Below are 18,827 nucleotides of genomic sequence, written 5' to 3' on the forward strand. Positions count from 1 at the left end.
TTTTTTGTGGGCGCATGCGGTTGTTAGAAGCCCCAGCCGAGCTCTGCCCGCAGGTTGGCAGGAAGGTTGGCATCCTGGGGGGCGATGTATGGCTTGGCTGCCCCGGCCTGCTTGCGGCTCTGGGTCAGTTCGGTCAGGCTGAAATCCCTGGGAATGGAGAAAATCTGGTTCGGGTAGATGAGATCGGGATTGTTGATCTTGTCGCGATTGGCCTTGTAGATCAGGGGCCACATAAACGGGTCGTTGTAGATCTGCTTGAACTCGGCGATCCACCACAGGCAATCACCCTTGGCGACCTGGTACTGGGTTGGCAATTCGGCATAGTCCTTGGCGTAGAGTTCCATGGGCGTTGGCTCGGCTACGGGAACAGGAGCGGCCTCTTCCATTGCCATGGGGGCGTCCTGTGCGACCTGTTCCTGCTGCTGGGTCTGGGGTTCAGGGCAGGTCACCTTGGTCTTCTTGGCACAGCCGAAGCTGAAAAGAAGAGCACTGAGGAAAATGAGTCCGATCACGCGTTTCATGAAAAGGTTCCTCCTATTGGGTAGTTGTTGTCTTGGGTTGGGTGAAAATGTCAGGATTACGCTGAGCACGAAGAAATAGCATGTCTTGTTCAGGCTTGCAAGGATGAGCTGAATTCCAGGAGTTCGTTGTTTTTCCCGGCCTCCCGGGCTTCCCGTGCCTCGCGATGCCATCCTCCCTGTTCCAGGCTCTGGGCTGCCAGGGAAAACAGCCTGTCCGGGGAGTCATTGTACAGGGCCTGAATGAAGCTGTCATACCCGCTTCGAAAGACCTGGCGGACAAGGTCGTTCTGATCGTAAATGAACCGGGCCAGCAGGGCGTTTTCATGATGGGCGGGCAGGTAGATGGTCAGCATCCTGCGGCAGTGGAAAAGCAGGAATCTGACCCGTTTGATTTCCCTGTCGATGCTTTCCCTGGTCTGCTCGATGAGCATGTACAGCTCCTTGCCAATGAGCACCTCTTCGGGTTCCATGTTGGTCTTGGGCGGGAGGGATTCGAACCAGGGCTTGTAGCGGCGGCGCTGGTAGCTGTCTTCCATGAGTTTCATGCACTCGTGGAAAATGTACCCAATGGCCCAGTCCAGGTAATGGGCAATGATCGACTCTTCGGGCTCGTTTCTGAACAGCAGGTGGGCCGTGTCTTTAAGGCGCCACAATTGCCCCTTGTTGGTGCGGGCCCCGAGAAGATCCCTGAAAAACGTGAATCGGGTGAACCCGTTGAGATCATAATGCTTGAATTCATTTTCCAGTTGTACGCTTACCAGGCAAAAATCCCTGAGAACGTCCCTGACGAATTCATCCCGTTTCTGTTTGATCCATGATTTTGACATGACAAATCCTTGTGCCGTGGTTGGAAAGGGGGCTGTCTTGCCAGGACGCATTGATCCTGATGGCGTGGACAAGAAGGACAAAGGCCCATGCACGTACATAGGGGTGGAGAAACTATTCTCTTTGATGGTGTTGGTGTCAAGTCAATGCCAGTAACTGTTTTGTGCCAAAGCGCTATGCCGCATGACGCTGTGCATGGCCATGGCGTGGACCGTTGTTTTTTTGTCCGCGCTGTCCATGTTCTAGGGAATGGATGTGGACAGGGATCATGCCTTGAATCACCTCCGTTTTGGAGGTGATGGGCAAGCATGGGCAGAAAACAGGACGTGCGTCTTGAAATTCGAGTGGGAATATCCAGAAGGCTTCAGATGAATACACTGGGGACCGTCTACGCTAAATGGTTACTTGGAAGGCTGCTGCGCTGTCTGCTTATTGCCTCGGGTTGCGTATTCCCGAGGAGAATGTGCGCATAAGCGGCAATCAGGCCTCCGTTGAAGCATAATCGGTCAATCTAGTCCGGCCATCCGTTCCCAGCAAGGCGGATGGCCTTTTTTTTTGTCTGGGAAAGGGGTAATCAGGGGTTGGTTGCGGGCCGGTGGCGATGCGCTGCAAGGTGCCGTCTGGTCCTTTTTCCCGGAGTGTGTACCGGACCGTGTTGACGTGTATCCCCCTTTTACCAGCAAAAACAGGATGATCATGACGTATAGCCAGAAGCTTGTTTCCTGGGCCAACATTTCAGCCCTTCGTTCGGCCTGTGCCGGGAAGCGGTTGGTCTTTACCAACGGATGTTTTGATCTTTTGCATTTGGGCCACGTGGACTATCTGACCCGTGCCCGGCAACTGGGTGACCTGCTCGTGGTCGGGGTGAACAGCGACGCGTCCGTGCGCCGGCTCAAGGGGGAGAAGCGGCCCGTGAATCAGGAACACGACCGGGCCGGGGTTCTTGGGGCCCTGGCCTGTGTGGATCATGTGATCATTTTTGAAGAGGATACGCCCTACCGGCTGATCCAGCTGGTTCAGCCGGACATTCTGGTCAAGGGAGGGGATTGGCCCGTGGACAGGATCGTGGGCCGGGATATTGTCGAGGCCAAAGGCGGGAAGGTTTTGAGTCTGCCCGTGTTGGACGGGTACTCGACAACAGGGACCATTGAACGGATTTGCGCCCTGTACGCTTCCGGAACCGGCACGGGGTCTCGGTCATGACAGCGAAGATCTGGCCCCGTCATACCTACAGCCTGTCCTTTTTGCTGCCTGTGCTTGGCCAGCAGGGCGAATTGAACCGGGAGCAGACCTCCCTGGTGGTGCGCAAGGCCCGGGAACATGGCATTGGCCGTGATGATCCCCAGGGGCTGGATTTCCTCATTCGTCTGGGGCTCACCCGGGCCAGGGCAATGGCTTCCGGTCCGGATCGCCGTCTTGACGAGGAAAGCATCCTGCGTGCCGTGGCCCAGGATGCCGGGCTTGAGTACAAGCGGATCGATCCCCTGGAGATTGATCTCGAAGTGAGCGCCGGTCTGGTTTCCGAAAGTTTTGCCCGCAGGAATCTGCTTGTGCCCCTGTACATCCAGGACGGGGTTTTGTGCGTTGCCGTGCACAACCCCTTTTGTCCCGAGCTGTGGGAGGATGTTGCCCGGGTGACAACCCTGCCGCACCGGGTTTTTCTGACTTCCAGGGAACAGATTACCCGGCTGATCGAGGATGTTTTCCAGTTTCGTCTTTCGGTCAGGGCGGCCGAGCGGGAAATCGAGGGCCAGGCAGGGCTCGGGGATCAGGAAGCCCGGGTGAGCATTGCCGGCCGACTGGACCCGACCTCCCAGCATCATCTGGTCAAGGCGGTGGACTATCTGCTTGCCACGGCCCTGGTGGAACGGGCCAGCGACATCCATTTCGAACCCAAGCGGGATCACAGTCTGGTCCGGTTCAGGATCGACGGTATCCTGCATCCTGTTCACCGTTTGCCCACCAGTGTGCACCAGGCCATGCTCAATCGGCTCAAGGGCATGAGCCGGCTGGATATTTCCGAAAAACGTCGGCCCCAGGATGGCCGGGTCCAGCTCGTGCTCGAGGGCACCCCAACGGATGTCCGGGTTTCGACCATTCCCGTGGCCTTTGGGGAAAAGATGGTTTTGCGCCTGCTTTCAGGCGAGTCCATTCTCAAGCCCCTGGACGCCCTGGGCATGGGGCCTGAGCAGCTTGGGGCCTACCAGTCCCTGATCCGGCGGACCCATGGTCTGATCCTGGTCACCGGACCCACGGGAAGCGGCAAGTCCACGACCCTGTATTCGACCCTGAAGGTCATGGCCCATTCGGGTATCAATGTGGTGACCATTGAAGACCCCATTGAAATGATTGTGGAGGATTTCAATCAGATCGGCATCCAGGATCGCATTGGCGTGGGCTTTGGCAAGATGCTTCGGCACATCCTGCGTCAGGATCCGGACATTGTCATGGTGGGGGAAATGCGGGACCTGGATACGGCTGAAGAGGCCATTCAGGCCGCCCTGACCGGCCATCTGGTCCTTTCAACCCTGCATACCAACGATGCCGCGTCCACCCTGACCCGCCTCAGGGATCTGGGGGTGGAATCCTATTTGCTCAATGCCTCCCTTTTGGGAGTCATTGCCCAGCGTTTGGTGCGGACCATCTGTCCCCACTGCAGGGTTCCCAGCCATCCCCGCCAGGCAGACCTGGACGGATGGGGGCTAGGGGAGCTCTTTACTCCGGAAGATACCCTGTACCGGGGGGTTGGGTGTGAATATTGCCGCAACACCGGCTATCTGGGACGCGAGGGGCTGTTCGAGGTGGTGCCCCTTGATGCCGGATTGGGGCAGGGTCTTGATGCGGGCATGGATGTGGAAGGATTGCGTCGGTCCATCCGTACCAGGGGCATCAAAAGCCTGTTTCAGGACGGCATGGAAAAGGTCAGGGCCGGCAAAACAACCATTGAGGAAGTTCTCCGGGTGACAGGAGGGGCAACGTCCAGGGGATGACCGGCATGACTGGACCGGATGTGATATCCGGTCCGCGTGTGCACGGTGACTGGTTGTTGCTCAATAGGCAGGCAGGGATGTGGTGACACTGGGGGCGAACAGGGATGTTCGCCCCTTTTTGTCGTTTCGAGTCAGAAGAACATTGGTGTTGGCATCTCGTGGCAGGGTCATGTGCGTCATGGCCAGGACCTCGTTGGAATCGGCTTTGAGCACCCGGATGTGAAAAAGCACCCGGTCGCTCAAGACCGTGTAGGTTCCCGTGACCAGAAGCGTTCCGCTGACCGTTGTGGTGTACAGGTCTTCCGGTTTGCGGGTCAGGCTCATTTCTCCCTGCCTTGGTGCCATAAGGATGGCGTCAGCCCGGCGGATCTCCCTGATCCTGAATCCCTGCCTCACAAGCCACATGCTCAGATTTTCCGCGGTAAACCGTGCCAGGGGGGAGCTGCGGGTCAGATCATCCAGATTGACCGGGGTGGTGACAACAAAGGTCAGGGTGTCAAGGTCCACACCCTGGTTGTCGGCTCTGTGTTGGAGTTGCCGCACAAGGTCCTGTCCCATGATTGCGCATGGCGACGGGGCGGCGAGGGCAAAGCAGGGACGCGCTGTCCATGCGATCAGGCAGACGGCCGAATAAAAGAGTAATAATATGGAAGTGCGCATGGCATTGATCTCCGCTTCTTGGGGCATGAACATGCTCAGGGTTTGCCTGGCGCGGTTCTGTTCTTTCCGGTCAGGGTTACAGGGGGTCGCGAATGGGAACAGCCGTGTTTTCCTGCAGGCTTTCATCCCGGAGCAGCCCATGGACAAACGGTGTGGCCGCCACAATCTTGGTTGCCGCGTTCACAATCCTTGTTGTGTGCTGGTTGATTAGCCAGCCCGAGAGAGTGATGGTTCCCGCATTGACATGATAGGTCCCCTCAATGCGGTAGCTCTCCGTTATGTTTGCCTGATCGTTGGAAACGTCAAAAACGTGTTGTTCCTGGGCGGCAAGTCCCTGTTGGGCGCAGTGGGCTGTGAGCTGCATGGCGATATAGGTGCCCAGGATGGATGTTTGTCTGGAGCCATCCAGTGGTCTGAACGGGAAAATCATGATTATCGGTTGGTTGGCGGGATCGGGCGTGGTGCCGTCGGACAGTTTGGCCACAAGTTGTTCGCCAAGCTCGTGTACCTGGCGAGCAAATGCACGGGCATCCTTGAGGCGGGCGGATTGGTGCTGTTGAGTTGCCGGTTTGTCTGAAAAGATTGCCGGCAGGTCGTCCGGTCTGGTGCGCGGGGTTTGTGATGATCCCGTGGCCGGATTGCCTTCAATGGTGGCGTTGACAGTGCAAGGGTCGTGGGATTGCAGGGATAACGCTGTTTGCTGCTGGGCGCAGCCGAGGGCGCAAAGAATCGTCAGAATGATGATTCGCATCCTGCAGATCCCCAATGGCGCCGTGTCATGGACGCGCCTGGCTGGCTTGCCTTGATGAATGCTCATACAGACTATATCGGCCGGCAGGAGAAAATCTTGAGGGTGGACCAGCACAGGGCAACAGTTCAATTCAGTGGATCAGGTGGATTGGGTGGCGATGAGTTGCTTGAGGGCTTGAAAACTCTGCTGGAGTGTCGCCTTCTCGGCTATGGGCTGCTGGAGAAAAGATCGGATAGGATCGATCATGGTCAGGGCCGTGTCAATATTCGGATTGCTGCCTTTGGCGTAGGCCCCGATGTTCACCATGTCCTCGACCTTGTTGTATGTGGCCAGATGGCGGATGAGTCCCTGACCGGCCGCAATGATGTCCTGGGGCGAAACGTCGGAACGCAGGCGGCTGACGCTCTTGAGCACGTCGATACAGGGGTAGTGGCCCTGGTCGGCCAATTCTCGGGTAAGGACAATGTGTCCGTCCAGGATGGACCGCACGGCATCGGCAATGGGCTCGTTGAAGTCGTCCCCCTCGACTAGGACCGTATAAATACCAGTTATGCTGCCGTTTTGATTCTTGCCTGCTCTTTCCAAAAGCTTGGGCAGGTGAGAAAATACGGTTGGCGTGTATCCCCGGGTGGTCGGCGGTTCGCCCGCAGCCAGGCCCACTTCCCGGGCGGCCATGGCAAAGCGGGTCACCGAGTCCATCATCAGGATGACGTCTTTACCCTGGTCCCGAAAGAATTCGGCCATGGCGGTTGCCGCGTAGGCCGCCCGCATGCGCACCAGGGGACCTTGATCCGAGGTGGCAATGACCAGAACCGATCTGGCCATGCCTTCAGGTCCCAGATCCTTTTCAATGAATTCGCGGACTTCCCGACCGCGTTCACCAATGAGGGCGATGACATTGACGTCGGCTTCAGTGTATCGGGCGATCATGCCCATGAGGGTGCTCTTGCCCACACCCGACCCGGCCATGATGCCCACTCGCTGGCCTTTGCCAAGGGTGAGCAGGGAATTGATGGCCCGGACGCCCACATCCAGGGGTTCTGTGATCCTGGGTCGTTCAAGGGGATTGGGTGCTGCGGTGTACAGAGGATTGAATCGTGCCGGAGTAATGTGTTCCCTCTTGTCCAGAGGATGGCCAAAGGCGTCCAGGGCATGGCCGAGATACCGGTTGCCCACGGGAAAGACCGGGGGAGAGGGGGCGTTGCGGATCAAACTTCCGGGTTTGATGCCGCGCATGTCATCATAGGGCATGAACAGGACCGATCCGTCCCTGAAGCCCACAACTTCGGCAGGTATACCCTCGGCGTTGTGCCCGTATTCCGGGAGCAGTTGGCAGATGGAGCCAAGGGGTGCCTTGATACCCTGGCCTTCGGCAACAAGCCCCACAACCTTGTTCACCTTGCCGTATGACTGGGCAGGGGAAAGGTCCGACAGGAGATGCATGGCGGCCTCGGTAGACAGGTTCACTGTTCGTCCTCCAGGGAGATCTGATCGACGATTTCCCTGACCAGGGCAAAGCGGGCATCAATAGTGTTGTCGACCATGCCGTTGCTGCTTTCGATTTTCAGGCCGCCTTGTCGGATTTCTGGCGAGGCCTTGACGATCCATTGTTGCAGGTCGGGAAATGTAGCGACGGACTGGGCTACAAGATCGTTCAGCAGTGACTCGTCTTCGGGTGCACAAAAAAGGGTGATGCGTTCCCGATTGTCGATAAGGGTCAGGGCTTCATTCAGGAGATGGTCGAGAATAGGGACCCGGTCAGTGGCTATCTCCATACTTACGATTTTTTCCAGGGCCGTCTTGAGAAGTAACGACATGTCCCGGCAATATTCGGCGCGAACCGTATCCTTGTAGGCGTGTAGTTCGTGCAGGAATCCATTGAACTTGTCGGAAAGTTTCCGGCTATGGCTTGCCAGTTCTTCGTGGGCCGTGGCCATACCCTGTTCATATCCCTGCTCGTGGGCCTGTTGCTTGATGGCCTCGGCTTCGGCCATGGCCTTGGCAATGATGTCTTTGGCAGCGGCCCTTGCCCTGCTCTTGACGCGCAGGGTGTATTCCTCTTCCATCTCCTGGGTGAACCTGGCCGAATCATGGAGAGGCGCTAAGGGATCATTGCCTTGGGCATTGAGTCCCATAACAATGCGTCCGGTCCGAAATGGTTTGGGGGTGCTAGACAAGGACCTCGCCTCCTCCCTTGCCAGGGATGGCAATTCGACCTTCGGCCTCGAGCCGTCTGATGGTCTTGACAATGCTCTGCTGGGCCGATTCCACTTCAGAGAGTTTGACCGGGCCCATGATTTCCAGGTCTTCCTGGATCATGGTGGCGGCCCGTTCGGACATGTTGCTGAAAAATTTAGTCTTGAGCTCGTCCGAAGCGGTCTTCATGGCCAGGCCCAGTTCCTCGTTACTGATTTCTTTGAGTACTTCGCGGATGGCCCTGTTGTCCAAGCTGGTGGCGTCTTCGAAAACAAACATGAGCTGTCTGATCTCATCTGCCAGGGAGGCCGAATCTTCTTCGATTTCCGTGAGGATTTCCTCTTCAGTACTATGGTCGATGGCATTGAGAATTTCGGCCACTGCCTGGACTCCACCCACGTGTTTGCCTTCCTTGCCACCAATGGCAATAAGCTGATTTTGCAGAACCCTGTCCACTTCCAGGAGCATGTCCTCGGGAACCGCTTCGAGTTTGGCCAGGCGCATCATGACTTCGGCCCTGGCACCAGGGGACAGGTGCTGGAGAAGCTCGGCCGCATTGTCCGGGGGCAGATGCCCTGCGATGAGGGCCATTGTCTGGGGATGTTCGTTGCGCAGGATCTGGGAAAGAATCTTGGGGCTGACATTGTTCAACTCCTTGAAGGGTGTCCTGCCCAGATTCAGGTCCAGGGAGTCCAGTACATATTTGGCCGTGTCGGGATCAAGATTTTCCGTAAGCAGTTTTTTGACCTGGGAAGGACCGGCAATGAGCATGTCCTTCTGGATGAGCATGGTTTCGTTGAATTCTTTGAGGACTTCCTGGGCCATTTCCTTGGAAATGGTATCCATTTCCACCATGGCCTTGGATATGGCCGTGATTTCATCCCGTTCAAGTTGCTTGAAGATCGTCGCCGCGAGATTTTTGCCCAGGGCTAAAAGCACGATGGCTGCTTTTTGGGGGCCGTTTAAAGCTGCAGCATTCTCCGGATTTGCCACGGATCAACCTCCCTTGGTAACCCATTTTTTGATAACCTGCACCGCCTGTTCCATGTTCTGATCAACCAATTGCGCGGCATAGGCCCTGGCATCGCTGATTTTGGTCTGATCTTCAATGTCCTGCATGACTTCATCGTCCAACCCTTCGGCTAGAGCCATACGGCCTTCACCCTGGGGCAATTCCTCGGTCACGGCCATGTCCTCGCCCGAAACCTTGGGCTTGATAATGGTCAGGATGACCGGTCTGACGATGAGCAGAAGGAACAGCAGAACCAGCAGAGCATTGAGCAGTGGCTTGCCGATCAGTTTGAAATAGGTGGAGACCGTATCACTGATGGTGGGCACAGGCTCTATTTCGGGCTTGCCAAAGGAGATGTTGGAAACCTCGATGGAGTCGGCGCGTGTTGCGTCAAAGCCCACGGCTTTTTCAACCAGGCTGCGGATGCGGTCCATTTGTGCCGCCGACAGGGGCTGATAAACGTATTCTCCCTGCTCATTGCGTTCGTAGGTTCCATCTACAATGACAGCCACGCTCAACCGGTCGATCTTTCCTAGCGGGGACACCGTGTGCTTGTCCACCTTGTTGATTTCATAGTTGATGGTCGAGGTGGTCCTTGATGTGGATTGTGAAGTGCCTGTGGCCTTGTTGGGGGCGGCCTGGTATTCGGCTTCAGGAACCCCTTGTTCGATCATGGAATTGCCCGAACTCTCTTCCTCGCTGCGCTGTTCGCTGCGTATCACGGAACTGTCGGGGTCATAGATTTCTTCCCGGGTATTTGTCTGGCTGAAGTCAAGATCCGCAGCCACCCGGGCAATGACTCTGTCCTGCCCCACGATGGGCGCGAGCATTTGTTCGATGCGCTGTTCCAGATTGCGTTGCAGGTTCTGCTGGTACTCGAATTGCGTGCTGGTCAGGCCGATGCCTTCTTCAGCCTTGGGCTGGTAAAGGACCTGTCCCTTGGTGGTGGATATGGTAATATGTTCGTCTGTCATGCCCTCCACGCCGGTTGTCACCAGATTGACAATGCTTTGTATTTCCTGCCTGGAAAGGGTGGTTGAGGGCTTCATTTTCAGAACTACGGATGCGGATGTGGGGGCCTGATCTTCGATGAACAGGCTTTTGTCCGGAATGACCAAGTGCACCCTGGCCGAGATGATATCCGGATATTCGGCAATGGTCCGTGCCAGTTCTCCCTGCAGGGCGCGCTGGTAGTTGATGTGCTGGATAAAGTCGGTCTGTCCGATCTGGGTTGTGTCGAAAAGTTCAAAGCCCACACCCTGGCCGTGTAGGGTACCGGCTCCGGCAAGAGCCAGACGGAGATTGTAGACCCTGTTTTCTGGGACCAGGATGGTTGATCCGTTGTTTTCCAGCTTGTATTTGACGTGTTCTTTTTCCAGAAAGGCCACCACCCGGGAGGCATCTTCCTGGTAGAGATTGGTATAAAGAACCTTGTAGGACGTCTGGTTAAGCCAGAAAAGCATCAGCAGGAAAACGACGATGACGCTGACACACAGGCCGGTGACAAGAATCCGTTGGGCCATGGAGCTTGTGGACCAGAAGGATGTGATCTTTGATACTGTTTTTTGCGCAAGGGGATGCATGGTCTCGACTCGGTGAAAAGGGGTTCAAATGGTCATTTTCGGACGTTGCAGGCACCTAGAACTGCATTTTTACGAGTTCCTTGTACCCTTCGAGGACCTTATTGCGTACCGCCGAGGTCATGCGCATGGCCATGCCTGCTTTCTGCAATGAGATCATGAGCTCATGGACGTTTTGTCGTTCTCCCGAGGCAAAGGACTTGATCATGGCGTCCTTGGTTCCTTGCAGGTCATTGACCTTGCCCAGGGATTCTTTGATGGTATCGGAAAAAGAGCGGGTGCCGCCGGTTTTCTGGGCCATTCCCGAGGCTTGACCGGCAGTCTCCTGGGTCCCGTTGGTCAGGGGATTGGTATAGGCCTTGAGGGCCACTGGATTGATAGCCATGAACCATTCTCCTTATTTGCCCAGTTCAAGGGCCTTGTTAAACATGGTTTTTGTAGTGGAAATGGACGTTGCGCACGCTTCGTAACTGCGCATGATGGTCATCATGGAGGCCATCTCCTGGACCACATTGATGTCCGGATAATTGACATACCCGTCTTCCCCGGCATCAGGATGCCCTGGATCATAGACACGCCTGAAGGGACGGGGATCATCGCGTATGTCATCCACTTCCACGCCATGTAATTCCCTTGTCAGGGCGTTTTTCATCTGTTTCTCAAAGGTCGGTTCAGCAGGCACTGCCTTGAAGGATATTTCCTTACGGCGATAGGGGAGCCCATCCGGCCCCTTAGTGGTATTGGCGTTGGCCAGATTCATGGACACGACGTTCAGGTGGGTTCGTTCGGCCGTGAGTCCTGAGGAGCCAATGTCTATGGCGGTCATGAAATCCATTACTTGCTTGCCTCCTGAATAGTGGTTTCCAGTCCATCAAAGCTTTTTTTGAGCACAGTGGCCATGGCGTTGTACAAGAGTGTGTTTTTGGCCATGCGGGACATTTCCTTGTCTAGGTCAACACTGTCTTTGCCCTGGACGATCTGAGGGTTTAATTCTTTGATTAAGGTTCCCTGGCAGGACTCAAAAGCAAATGGTGTTGGCAGGTGATTGGAAGATGTCCGTGTCATGCGTTTTTGGGGGTCAATCTGAAGGGCCTCTTGGAGCTCTTTTTCAAACTCAAGTCGCCGTTCCTTGTACCCCGGGGTATCGATGTTAGCGATATTAGCAGCGACAACATTTTGACGTTGCAAACGCAGGTCAAGGACCTTTTCCGTCAGATTCATGTGTTGAGCAAAGAGTGATTTCATGGTTGTTTCGAGTAAAAAATCTTTGGATGGCAAATGGTTGCAAGGATGATACGCCTCTATTTTCCTCGCCCGGATACGCTGTATTGTTTCAGGCCAAGCAACCTTTGTTCCAGAATGTCCTGCAGTTTCTTATTTGTTTTTAATTTAAGAATAAATTGTCCGGCATGATTTGTGCATTAAGCTGGGCGCCGGTATGCTTGATCAATTCTTTGGCACAAGGTTTCTTATCCGGACAGGGGGTACCCCTGTCCGGACTGTCGGAAAATGCAAGCTGACCGGAGGAAAGGAAGTTGGCCCAACCATCATGTTCCAAGCCATGGGCAAGCGCGCAATCAGCCAGGAGGGAAAAACAATGAGCAGTCATTTGGATTACGAAATCAATAAGGAACTCGGCGAGTGTTACCTGTTTATGGGAGAACTCGACAAGGCTAAGGATTATTATGAAAAAGCGGCCCAGAGTAACGGCATTCACCCTGATCCCTATCTGGGTCTGGCCACCATTGCCGTGCAACAGGGCGAGCTGGACTCGGCTATGGAGATGTACCGAAAGGCCGCATCCATAGAGCCCGGGGACAAGGCCCTGGCAGGCATGGGACTTATTGAAATGGAAACCGGCAATACAAATCGGGCGTTTGAACTTTTTGCCCAGTCCCTGGAAAAGAATCCCGAGAATATGATAGCCCTTTTCGGGGTGGTCCAGTTGGGACATGTCTGTGACAGGCTCGAAGAAGTCATTCCCTTTCTTGAAACCTATCTGGCCATTGACCCCGCCAAGCATGAAGTCAGATATTCCCTGGCCGGATGTTTTTTTGCCCTGGGCAAAAAGGACATGGCCGCAACGCATCTTCAGACCATTCTGGCGGCCGATGCAACCCACAAGGATGCCCGGGAGCTGCTTAATCAGCTGGAAGAAGAGGTCTAAACCGCCCTTTTTCGGACAGAGGACCCTTTATTGACAATAGGCACCATCACGTCTTGCGCGAATGTAAGACGGGATGGTGCCTATTGTCTTGCCTATTGCTGCGGTTTCTGGCAATCACCCCCATGATCAGTGGTCTGATCACATGGTGCACCGGTCCGTTGGGAGCGGTGCGGTCACAACATAACAGGATGCCAAGCGAGGAATAGAATGGAACTGCTTCCGATCAGGCGCGCGCTTCTCAGCGTGACGGATAAATCCGGGCTGCCCGAACTGGCCCGTTTTCTGGTGGACAATGGCGTTGAACTGGTTTCCACGGGGGGGACCAGAAAGATGCTGGCCGATGCCGGTCTTCCGGTCACCCCGGTCAGCCAGGTGACCGGATTCCCGGAGATCCTGGGCGGCCGGGTCAAGACCCTGCATCCCTGCATTCACGCCGGAATCCTGGCCGACAAGGACAACCCGGATCATCTGGCAACCCTTGAGGACAAGAAGATAGCACCCTTTGATCTCATCTGTGTCAATCTGTACAATTTTGCCCAGGCGGTTTCCCAAACCATGGATCTCAAGTCCGCCGTGGAGCAGATCGACATTGGCGGACCCACCCTGCTTCGGGCCGGGGCCAAGAATTTTCATTCCATGACCGTGCTTCCGGACATTGCCGATTATCCCGCCTTCATGCAGGAGCTGTCGGCCCATGACATGAAGGTTTCCCTGCCGTTCAGGCGGGCCATGGCCGTGAAGACCTTTTCCCTGATTTCCGCCTATGATCGCATGATCGCCGACTATCTGGGGAGGGACGACCTATAGCCTCCAAACTCAAGGGAAATCTGACCGGGCTCAAGCCCGGTCAGATCAAACGGCTGACCCGGCTGTACAACCGGAGGTTTCCGCCCCGGGGAGGGTACTTGCTGGAACAGGCGCGGGAGCTGGCCCTGCTCAGCCAGGACATTTCCCGGCAGATCGGTCTGGTCATTGATCGCAAGGGACGGCCGGTCATGGTTGTCATTGGCGAGCATGATGCCATGCTCATTCCCGAACTGACCGGTTTCCGCACCAGTGCCGGCCGGCTCCGGGGGGTCAGGTTCTTGCTGACCAGGTTCGGGGACGCGGTCATCACTCCGGAAGACCTGATGGATATGGTTTTCCTGCGTCTGGACTCCTTTGCCGTGCTTTCGGTGCTGGAAGGCATGCCGTTTCGGCTGCACTGGGCCCATCTGCTCCCTCCTGGTGCGGGCGATACCCCGTACATGGTGCATGCTCCCCGGCCCTGGGACCGGGTGGATACGGATTTTACGGCCCAGGCAGAATCCCTTGAAGAGGAATTGGCCCGTACCGGTCAGCGCATTGAGACCGGAGCCAGGGAGGGCAATGCCCTGCTTGTGAGTGTGGGCACGGAACCCAAGCCGGTCCAGAAATCCCGCCTTGATGAACTCGCGGATCTGGCGAACACGGCCGGGCTGGAGGTGGTTGGCCGAATCGTCCAGCGGGTCGCCCGGGTCAATCCCAAGCACATTCTGGGCAAGGGCAAACTGGCCGAGCTGGAGGTTCTTGCTTTGCAGCACGGTGTGGCCGTGATCGTTTTCGAGGGGGAACTCTCACCCACCCAGATGCGCAATCTTTCCCGGTTGACCGAGCGCAAGATCCTGGACCGGACCCAGCTCATTCTGGACATCTTTGCCCAGCATGCCGTGACCAAGGCCGGCAAACTCCAAGTGGAACTGGCCCAGCTGGGATACACCCTGCCTCGGCTGGTGGGCAAAAGCCGGGCTATGAGTCGTCTGGCCGGGGGCATTGGCGGCCGTGGACCCGGTGAGACCAAGCTGGAAATGGATCGGCGCAAGATCCGCAACCGCATCTCCCTGCTCAAGGGAGAACTCAAGAGGCTTCGCAAGCACCGCCATGCCACAAGGGCCAGCCGGGCCCGGGCCGGAGTGCCCATTGTCGCCCTGATCGGGTATACCAACGCGGGCAAGTCCACCCTGCTCAATACCCTGACCCACAGTGGAGTCCTGGCCGAGAACAAACTCTTTGCCACCCTTGATCCCACCAGCCGGCGTCTTCGCTTTCCCCGGGACCGGGAGATCATTCTCACGGACACGGTGGGCTTCATCAGGGAGCTGCCCGAGGACCTCAAGGAGGCCTTCATGGCCACCCTTGAGGAACTGGAAGTGGCCGATCTGCTTGTGCAGGTGGCCGATGCCAGCCATCCCGAGGTGGAAGCCCAGGTGGCGGCCGTGGATGCCATCCTGGCCGAGCTGGGGGTCCACGAGATCCCGAGAATTCTGGTCATGAACAAGAACGATCTTGTGGACGATGCCCGACGGGAGGTGGTGGCCAATATATTTCCCCGGGCCGTGTTTGTTTCGGCCAAGCACCGGCCTTCCCTTGCTCCCCTGGTGGAGGCCGTGCTCGCGCGCCTGCCATGAAAAAAGCCCGCATGTGAGCGGGCTTTTTTCATGCAGAACGGTTTGGTGATCAGCGCAGGGTGATCTCGATTTTTGATCCGGGAACATATCCCTTGAGGGTTGCCAGCTGGGCCTTGAGGGAGCCAGCAATCATGTCTTCCACAAAGGATTTCATGGGCAGGGGATGGCCGTTGACAGTGATTTTCATGCCTGTCTTGAAGGCCTTGCACTCCCGGGGAAGGGCCTTGCCTTGCACAATTTCCCTGGCCAGGGTCAGGCAGTCGGGACGGCCGCAGGATTTGCAGTCAAGGCCAGCCAGCATGAATCCGCGAGTCAGAACTACCCGGGCCAGCTGTTCCATGGTGGTCAAGGGGAGCAGTCCCTTGGCCGTCACCTGTCCCCAGGTTCCCAGGGCCAGCCCGTTGTCCAGGGATTCGGCTTCTTCAGGAGACCTGAGCACCAGGATTCTGGGCAGCCAGGTGAGGGATTTGCCGCCTTCCACCAGAATCACATCCGCATTGACCAGGGGCAGCAGGTCCGGAAGGTAGCTTGCTTTGGGCCAGAATATGGCTGTTTGGTCAGGGCCCATGCCAATGACCTGCTGGCAGACCTGGCTCAGGGCATGGGTATCGGTGGATGGCTGATCAAATCCTTCGTGGGAAAATTTGACACCGGCAACAGTATGGCCCGTTTGGGTGAGTTCCCTGGCCAGATCAATGGCCAGGCTGGTCTTGCCGGCGTTCTTGTAGCCGACAATGCTTATGGCGATGGGCATGGTTCTTACCTCGATGGGCTGTGGGTGGAGATTTACCCCGTGTTTTCCGGGAGCACGTGGACCTTGTGGGCGTAAAAGCCGATGTCCACGCGTGTACCGGGTTCCAGATCGTGTTCAAGAACAAAATGTTTGTCCCAGACCGCTTGCAGCCTGAGTCCGGCAACATCAAGCCAGACATCGAAATAAAATCCCTGGTGGGCCATGTGGGTGATGGTCCCGGAGAGGGTATTTTCGAATCCGTTGTGGCCCGCACGCAAGGGGCAGATGTCTTCGGGCCGGATGGCCAGAAAGCCGCCCGCGGGATGGTTGCCTGCGGGAAGGATCACGGCCGGTCCCCGGGTCTGGGCCCGGTTGTCCTCTATGGTGGCTTCCAGGATGTTGCGCATGCCCACAAATCCTGCGGTGAATCGCGAATTGGGCTGGTCAAAGACCTGCTCCACCTCGCCCTGCTGGACAATGCTGCCGTCCTTGAGGATGGCCACCTTGTTGGCCAGGTAGAACACATCGGAAAAACTGTGGGAAACCATGACCATGGTTGTTCCCAGATCCCTGTGGATGGACCTGAGCAGATCCTTGATCTCTTCGCGTAAAACCGGGTCCAGAGCCGAAAGGGGCTCGTCCAGGAGCAGGGCGGCCGGCTCAAGGATCAGGGCCCGGGCCAGGGCAACACGCTGCTTTTCACCACCGCTCAGGGTGGTGGGCTTGCGGTCGAGCAGGTGCGCGATACCCAGTTTTTCGACCAAAAATTTCAGGTGGTTCTCCACCTTGTGGGGGGCAAGGTCATGAAATGCGGTTCCATAGAGGATGTTCTTGCGCACGCTCAAATGGGGAAACAGGGCAAAGTCCTGGTATACAATACCCAGCCCCCGTTTTTCCGGTGGCAGTCTGGTGATGTCCGTGCCGTTCAGGCTGATGGTTCCCCTGTGGACCGGGAGCATGCCCAGCATGGTTTCCAGAATGAGTGACTTGCCCGCGCCCGTGGGCCCGATGAGGGCAAAAAAGTCGCCCTGATCAATGGTCAGGGTGATGTCCTTGAGGGAAAAATCGGGCAGGGTCAGGTACAGATGGGACAGGTGGATCATGACATCTCCCGGTGTGGTCTGGAAACAAGACGCATGGCCACAAAGAGAATCAGGGACACGCCGATGAGCCACACGGACACGGGCTGGGAGTACCTGAGACCGTAGGCCGTGAACCGCTCGTAGATGAGGACCGGAGCGGTCATGGGGTGGTAGGCCACAATGACCACGGCCCCGAATTCGCTGATGGCTCTGGCCGTGCACATGATCATTCCAAGGACCATGCTTTGCCAGGCCAGGGGAAAGGTGACCCGGAAAAAGGTAGCGCCCATGGGCGCGCCCAGACTGCGGGACACGTTTTCCAGGCGTTTGGGAATGGCCTCGAACCCGGCCTTGGCCGTGTTGATGTAAAAAGGCATGCCCACAAAGGTCAGGACTACAATGATTCCCGTAAGGGTGCCCATGACCTGGATGCCCATGTCGGCCAGCATGCGTCCCAGGGGATGGTTGCGTCCGGCCAGACTGAGGATGGCGATGCCAATGACCGGATGGGGGATCATGATGGGCAGATCAATGATGGCCTCCACCAGGCTCTTGCCCGGAAAATCCCGCCTGGCCATGAGATAGGCAAGGGGAGTGCCAAAGACAAAGCATATCAGGGCCGCGGCAAGGGATGTGGTCATGCTGCGGCCAATGGCCTCAAGCACCACGGGATCGTTCAGGCTTTCCCACAGGGCGGCCCAGGTGGGGGTGAGGACCATTTTGGACAGGGGCAGGACGATCAGTCCGATAAGGGGCAGGCTGAACAGGATCAGTATCCAGGAAAAAACGCCGGGTTTGACGGTCATGGGTTGTGCTGCACGGGTTACGGTTGGTTCTGCCCGGGGCACCCCATGGGAGGATGCCCCAGGCAGGTATAAACGCGTGGGACCTGCCTTAATTCTTGACTTCCACCAGAGGTTTCAGGCTGGCGGGGAGGCTGTCGTATTCGGCCTGGTCGGCAATGCGGCAGGGGATGAACGGGGGCTGGCCCATGTCTTTCAGAATCTTCAGACCGCCTTGGGGATCAAGCATGTACTGCAAAAAGGCGATGGTGGCTTCCTTGTTGGAGCTGTTTTTGATCATGGTAATGCCGTAGGTGCAGGACTTGCCCTTTTTGACTTTCCAGGTGCCGGGTTTTTTGCCGGTCACCTTGACCTCGGCCATCTTGTAAAAGTTGTCGTACTTGTAATTGCCCAGGTTGATATGGTCGTTCAGGGTGATGTACTTGAGCCCGTGCTGCACGGCCACGGAAAGGTATTCCCAGGCGTAGTCCATGTTCCCGGTCTTGAGCAGGTTGACCAGTTCCACGGATTTGGGGCGAACGTTCTTCATGGGCCGGTTGTCCAGCAGCTTCTGGTTCAGGCCCTTGATGCCGTAGAATTTTTCGGCCAGCTGAAGGACCATGAGGCTCCGGTAGCCGCAGGGGTCCAGGTTGGGGTCGGAATGGCCCCAGACCACGTCTTTTTTCTGGAGGATTTCGTACCAGTTGTCGGCATTGATCTGGTCTGCGTACCGGCTCTTGTCGGTGTAGCAGAGGACCAGCTGGTTGGTGGCAAAGCGGATGTTCCAGGCGGCATCCTTGGGGATGAGGTTGTTGTCGATGACCGTGTAGTCGGCCGAGGCCATGATGTCGGCGTACTTGCCCACCTCGGCAATGAGCCGGGCCATCTTGGTGGAGCCCCCGCCTTCGCGCAGGATGTCCACCTTGGGGTATTTGGCTTCAAACTCCTTTTCCATCTGGGCCAGGGGCACGGTGAGGCTGCCGGCATGGAAGAGGACAACCTTGCCCGAAGGCTCGGCCCATGCCGAAGAGGAGATCAGGGTGATGCCTAGAACAAGGGCCAGGGACCAGAGAAATGATTTCATGGTGGTTCTCCTTGGTGT

20 protein-coding genes are annotated in these 18,827 nt (G+C 56.7%); 5 read left to right on the forward strand and 15 right to left on the reverse strand.

Annotated elements, in window-relative coordinates; translation table 11 throughout:
- Positions 1 to 23 precede the first annotated feature (23 nt).
- Entirely contained in the window at positions 24 to 521 is a 498-nt protein-coding gene (locus DPF_RS07545; protein ID WP_069858558.1) for a LysM peptidoglycan-binding domain-containing protein, read from the reverse strand.
- An 89-nt stretch (positions 522 to 610) separates the two neighbouring features.
- Positions 611 to 1,348, reverse strand: a complete 738-nt coding sequence (locus tag DPF_RS07550; protein ID WP_069858841.1) for a hypothetical protein — start codon at positions 1,346 to 1,348, stop codon at positions 611 to 613.
- 694 nt (positions 1,349 to 2,042) lie between these two features.
- Here DPF_RS07550 and rfaE2 point away from each other — a divergent pair.
- Both rfaE2 and DPF_RS07560 read left to right on the forward strand, forming a co-directional pair.
- A complete protein-coding gene (gene rfaE2 / locus DPF_RS07555; protein WP_083254559.1) occupies positions 2,043 to 2,549 on the forward strand; it encodes a D-glycero-beta-D-manno-heptose 1-phosphate adenylyltransferase in 507 nt (168 codons plus the stop codon).
- Positions 2,546 to 4,336, forward strand: a complete 1,791-nt coding sequence (locus DPF_RS07560) for a GspE/PulE family protein (protein ID WP_069858560.1) — start codon at positions 2,546 to 2,548, stop codon at positions 4,334 to 4,336. Before rfaE2 ends, DPF_RS07560 begins: the two co-directional genes overlap by 4 nt.
- Before the next feature lie 60 nt (positions 4,337 to 4,396).
- Here DPF_RS07560 and DPF_RS07565 read toward each other — a convergent pair whose 3' ends face one another.
- From DPF_RS07565 to flgB, 9 genes are all read right to left on the reverse strand, one after another.
- Positions 4,397 to 4,996 carry a FlgO family outer membrane protein gene (locus tag DPF_RS07565; protein ID WP_141721086.1) on the reverse strand — a complete coding sequence of 200 codons (600 nt, stop codon included), beginning with the start codon at positions 4,994 to 4,996 and terminating at the stop codon, positions 4,397 to 4,399.
- A gap of 76 nt (positions 4,997 to 5,072) precedes the next feature.
- Entirely contained in the window at positions 5,073 to 5,747 is a 675-nt protein-coding gene (locus tag DPF_RS07570) for a hypothetical protein (protein WP_069858565.1), read from the reverse strand.
- A gap of 138 nt (positions 5,748 to 5,885) precedes the next feature.
- Positions 5,886 to 7,190 (reverse strand): FliI/YscN family ATPase, encoded by a 1,305-nt coding sequence (locus DPF_RS07575; RefSeq protein ID WP_069858844.1) that lies wholly within the window; start codon positions 7,188 to 7,190, stop codon positions 5,886 to 5,888.
- A 20-nt stretch (positions 7,191 to 7,210) separates the two neighbouring features.
- Positions 7,211 to 7,924 (reverse strand): FliH/SctL family protein, encoded by a 714-nt coding sequence (locus tag DPF_RS07580; protein ID WP_141721087.1) that lies wholly within the window; start codon positions 7,922 to 7,924, stop codon positions 7,211 to 7,213.
- Entirely contained in the window at positions 7,917 to 8,936 is a 1,020-nt protein-coding gene (gene fliG / locus DPF_RS07585) for a flagellar motor switch protein FliG (RefSeq protein WP_069858569.1), read from the reverse strand. The genes DPF_RS07580 and fliG overlap by 8 nt, the downstream gene beginning before the upstream one ends.
- A 3-nt stretch (positions 8,937 to 8,939) precedes the next feature.
- A complete protein-coding gene (fliF, locus tag DPF_RS07590; protein WP_069858571.1) occupies positions 8,940 to 10,538 on the reverse strand; it encodes a flagellar basal-body MS-ring/collar protein FliF in 1,599 nt (532 codons plus the stop codon).
- 55 nt (positions 10,539 to 10,593) lie between these two features.
- Entirely contained in the window at positions 10,594 to 10,920 is a 327-nt protein-coding gene (fliE, locus tag DPF_RS07595) for a flagellar hook-basal body complex protein FliE (RefSeq protein WP_069858573.1), read from the reverse strand.
- 12 nt (positions 10,921 to 10,932) lie between these two features.
- Entirely contained in the window at positions 10,933 to 11,370 is a 438-nt protein-coding gene (flgC, locus tag DPF_RS07600) for a flagellar basal body rod protein FlgC (protein WP_069858575.1), read from the reverse strand.
- Positions 11,370 to 11,780, reverse strand: a complete 411-nt coding sequence (flgB, locus tag DPF_RS07605) for a flagellar basal body rod protein FlgB (protein WP_069858579.1) — start codon at positions 11,778 to 11,780, stop codon at positions 11,370 to 11,372. Before flgB ends, flgC begins: the two co-directional genes overlap by 1 nt.
- A 352-nt stretch (positions 11,781 to 12,132) precedes the next feature.
- Between flgB and DPF_RS07610 the strand changes: the two genes are divergently transcribed.
- The 3 genes from DPF_RS07610 (at position 12,133) to hflX (ending at position 15,128) form a co-directional block, all read left to right on the forward strand.
- Positions 12,133 to 12,702: a tetratricopeptide repeat protein gene (locus DPF_RS07610; RefSeq protein WP_069858846.1), complete on the forward strand. Its 570-nt coding sequence runs from the start codon at positions 12,133 to 12,135 to the stop codon at positions 12,700 to 12,702.
- 207 nt (positions 12,703 to 12,909) lie between these two features.
- Positions 12,910 to 13,509 carry an IMP cyclohydrolase gene (locus DPF_RS07615; protein WP_069858581.1) on the forward strand — a complete coding sequence of 200 codons (600 nt, stop codon included), beginning with the start codon at positions 12,910 to 12,912 and terminating at the stop codon, positions 13,507 to 13,509.
- Entirely contained in the window at positions 13,506 to 15,128 is a 1,623-nt protein-coding gene (gene hflX, locus DPF_RS07620; protein WP_069858583.1) for a GTPase HflX, read from the forward strand. Before DPF_RS07615 ends, hflX begins: the two co-directional genes overlap by 4 nt.
- 49 nt (positions 15,129 to 15,177) lie before the next feature.
- On the opposite strand, the gene DPF_RS07625 is transcribed toward hflX, so the two are convergent.
- The 4 genes from DPF_RS07625 to wtpA form a co-directional block, all read right to left on the reverse strand.
- Entirely contained in the window at positions 15,178 to 15,882 is a 705-nt protein-coding gene (locus DPF_RS07625; protein ID WP_069858585.1) for a molybdopterin-guanine dinucleotide biosynthesis protein MobB, read from the reverse strand.
- Between the two features lie 32 nt (positions 15,883 to 15,914).
- Positions 15,915 to 16,964 carry an ABC transporter ATP-binding protein gene (locus DPF_RS07630; protein WP_069858587.1) on the reverse strand — a complete coding sequence of 350 codons (1,050 nt, stop codon included), beginning with the start codon at positions 16,962 to 16,964 and terminating at the stop codon, positions 15,915 to 15,917.
- On the reverse strand, positions 16,961 to 17,749 hold the full coding sequence (locus DPF_RS07635) for an ABC transporter permease (RefSeq protein ID WP_069858589.1): 789 nt from the start codon (positions 17,747 to 17,749) through the stop codon (positions 16,961 to 16,963). Before DPF_RS07635 ends, DPF_RS07630 begins: the two co-directional genes overlap by 4 nt.
- Positions 17,750 to 17,837: 88 nt before the next feature.
- Complete coding sequence (gene wtpA, locus DPF_RS07640; protein ID WP_069858591.1) at positions 17,838 to 18,809, reverse strand: tungstate ABC transporter substrate-binding protein WtpA; 972 nt, start codon at positions 18,807 to 18,809, stop codon at positions 17,838 to 17,840.
- Positions 18,810 to 18,827 lie beyond the last annotated feature (18 nt).

Origin of the sequence: Desulfoplanes formicivorans, assembly GCF_001748225.1 — a bacterium.
In the GTDB taxonomy this organism is placed as follows: domain Bacteria; phylum Desulfobacterota; class Desulfovibrionia; order Desulfovibrionales; family Desulfomicrobiaceae; genus Desulfoplanes; species Desulfoplanes formicivorans.